Origin of the sequence: Arthrobacter sp. Bz4, assembly GCF_003075455.1 — a bacterium.
In the GTDB taxonomy this organism is placed as follows: Bacteria; Actinomycetota; Actinomycetes; order Actinomycetales; family Micrococcaceae; genus Arthrobacter_D.
In genome coordinates, this window is sequence record NZ_QDAE01000053.1 from 1 (window position 1) to 3,100 (window position 3,100).

Annotated in this window: 3 protein-coding genes; 2 read left to right on the forward strand and 1 reads right to left on the reverse strand. The window is 56.9% G+C overall.

Annotated elements, in window-relative coordinates:
* Positions 1 to 1,497, reverse strand: a 1,497-nt coding sequence (locus DDA93_RS15935; RefSeq protein ID WP_133185602.1) for a CAP domain-containing protein, incomplete at its 3' end; no start/stop codon positions are given.
* Between the two features lie 414 nt (positions 1,498 to 1,911).
* On the opposite strand from DDA93_RS15935, the gene DDA93_RS15940 reads away from it, so the two are divergent.
* A complete protein-coding gene (locus DDA93_RS15940) occupies positions 1,912 to 2,253 on the forward strand; it encodes a hypothetical protein (RefSeq protein WP_116779302.1) in 342 nt (113 codons plus the stop codon).
* A 331-nt stretch (positions 2,254 to 2,584) separates the two neighbouring features.
* Positions 2,585 to 3,100, forward strand: a 516-nt coding sequence (locus DDA93_RS15945; protein ID WP_207771373.1) for an S-layer homology domain-containing protein, incomplete at its 3' end; no start/stop codon positions are given.

Consider the following 3,100-nt stretch of genomic DNA (forward strand, 5'->3'; position numbering starts at 1 on the left):
TCGGTTGACGGGTTGGAGAGCGCGGTAGGTGCTGGTGCCGTTGCGTTCTTTCCAGCCGGTGCTGATGCCTTGGGATGCGAGCCAGGACATTTCGTTGTAGAAGAGCTGGTTGGTGGAGACATCAGCGAAGGGGGAGATCTTCGGGGGCGTGTAGTCGGGGGAGCCGGCGGCTCGGTAGAGGAATGCGGCCATTGCGTCGCGGTTGACTGGTTGGAGGGCCCGGTAGGTGTTGGTGCCGTTGCGTTCTTTCCAGCCGGTGCTGATGCCTTGGGATGCGAGCCAGGACATCTCCTTGTAGAAGAGCTGGTTCGTGGAGACGTCGGCGAATGGTGAGACCTTCGGAGCCGCATAAGGGACTTTGGCGCTGCTGAAAGTGGTCGTCCACTGAGCGGTTACACCCTTTTGAAGGACGTAGTCGGTCTTCGCGCGTGCGGTAACAGTGACCGCCCCTTTGCCAGGGTAGGTTCCCGCTGCTCGTGCGTTGCCCGCGATTGAGTACTCCACGCCGGTAGTGGCCGGGATCCTCACGGTGTCCTCGGCGGTGCCGTCTTTATCAGTGAAGACCACTGCTGCAGGTGTGACCCGGTAGGGGGTCTCCTTGAAGGTTGTTGTCCACTGCATGGTCGCTCCGCTTTCGAGGACATAGCCAGCTTTGGCCCCTGCAGTGACGGTAACACTGCCTTTCCCCTGGTACGTTCCGGCTGGTGTCGGGTTGCCGTCGATTAAGTACTCCACGCCGACCGTCGCCGGGATTAACACGGTGTCTAGGGCGGTGCCATCCTTATCGGTGAACACTACGGGCGCTGGTCTAACTGTCGTTGTAGGTCGGACGAAAATGTATGACCAAGACATGGTTCCCAGAGCTTTGTATCCCGGTTGCGCTTGGGCCTGGACGTTAACTCGGCGCCATCCGGAGTGGTAGGTGCCGGGCTTGGTCTTTGTTCCATCAACGGAGTAGTCCACTCCGGTAACAGCGGGAATGGTGTAGTTCCCCGTTATGTCATCCCATGTTGGGGATTCGGTCGATACGGTGATTAGCGGCGGTACGTCGAGGGAAGGGTTTCCGTCGAAGAAGTCTTGCGCTGTCGCATATGTTCCGATTGGAGGGTCGATGAAAGTAAAGAAATTGACGGTTCCGTACATCGTGTAGTTGCGGGGAGCGTTCCTGTAGTCCTTGTTGCCGGTGATCGCGATTCCGATCCCAATCGTTTTGAGCGCTGGGTCGCTCATAATCGCATTATGGCCGGGTGAAGCATCCCATTGGTTGACGAGTGCTTGACCCGAGGTATCCCATCGCGCGGCAATGATTTCGGCTGCACGGTTCCACCGGTTCGCGACCCTGGAATCCCGTGCGTATTCGGGGTTGTGATAAAAGACTTGTTCAGCTGCCATGAAATCGGACCAGTCTTCGGCGACCTCCGACGCGGTGACGTTGAAGTTGACGGGGTCGAGCCCCTTGTTCGATCGGAACACATTGATGCCATCGAAGACATCCATGATCTGTTGCTTGTTCGTGAGATTTAAGGTGTTCGGCGCAGCACTCACTTGACTAGGACCGAATTCAGGGACAGCAGCCGAGGGCGTTGCCCCGGCAAAAAGAGCAACCGTTAGGAGAAGCAGGCCAGCGCCCCCGGCAATAATTTTCCGTGCAGCGGTCCTAACAGGACCTTGTGCCTGGGAACGTGACTGTCCAGAACTGGAAGTTTGTTTCACCGAAGCGTGAGCTTGGGCAGGGTCATGCCCGGAAAGTGCTGTCACTTGAATTTCCCCCAAAGAATACAGATTGAGACATGCAAAGCATAGGCGAAGAATTCGATTTCTGAGTATCGATGATTCTAACGATTCTCTAGCTGGGTCGGCGCCGTGTGCAGTGCTGTGGACAGCACAGGGGTTGGGGCCAGAAGGTTCGTGATGAGTTTCGAGTCGGAATCTAACCGGATCATTTGGGCGCCGGGGGTGACCATGACTGGTGACGTGCGGGGGACCATTGGAGCTGTCGACGCTGTCTCCGGCGCCGGGAGACGGCCGCTTCTGGTGCACATAGGGTCAGTGAAACGGATCACGCGGGAGGCCCGGGAGCTCCTGATTGAAGATACGTGTTCGTCGAAGACAGCGGTGCTGGGAATGGACCAGGTAAGCAAGGTCATGACCGCTTTCGCCTATACTTCTGCAACTCCGACCCAGTTCTTCACCGACGAGGCAGAAGCCGTTAGGTGGCTTCTCGAGCACGTCGCGGAGGCGCAACTGCCTTGAAACCAGCCACTGGCGGTCGGCCAAGAATGAAGCGAGCACACCTCTCAGACCCGCTGCCCCTCAGCTCGCTAGGTCGAGGAATCAACAAAACCGGGGGCAATCCCTTTCGAACCGTCTCGGAATAGATTGCCAAATAGGCTTATCAGGAACCTAGTCGGATGCTAGATTTCCCAACAACGAGTCACAATTCTGAATGCTTCGAATAATCGACTCGATTGGTCGAGTCCGTAAAAAGCTAATCAGCAGGTCGGGGAAGAACATGATAGCTACCAAGTCGAAGCACCATCAGAAGATAGTGGCTTCGTTCGCTGCGGCATTGGTGGTGTTGCTTATGGTACTGGGCATGTCAACGGTTCACGCCGTTGAATCCACCATGGCTCCTCCAGCGACTATCGTGTCCTCCACCAAGTCGCTACAGGTTATTCACGAAGACCAACAGCCCCAACTAAATGGGTTCGTCGCGCCGTCGGTGTCGCCCTTCGTGGATGTGTCGACCACTCAGTTGTTTTATAAGGAGATGGCGTGGCTAGCGAGTCAGGGTATTTCTACGGGTTGGGTCGAAGGCAATGGTGCCCGGACGTACCGTCCGTTGACTCCCGTGAACCGGGACGCGATGGCGGCCTTTATGTACAGGCTGTCTGGTAGTCCTGAGTTCGTCGCGCCGTCGGTGTCGCCCTTCGTGGATGTGTCGACCACTCAGTTGTTTTATAAGGAGATGGCGTGGCTAGCGAGTCAGGGTATTTCTACGGGTTGGGTCGAAGGCAATGGCGCCCGGACGTACCGTCCGTTGACTCCCGTGAACCGGGACGCGATGGCGGCCTTTATGTACAGGCTCGATCCAAAGCTG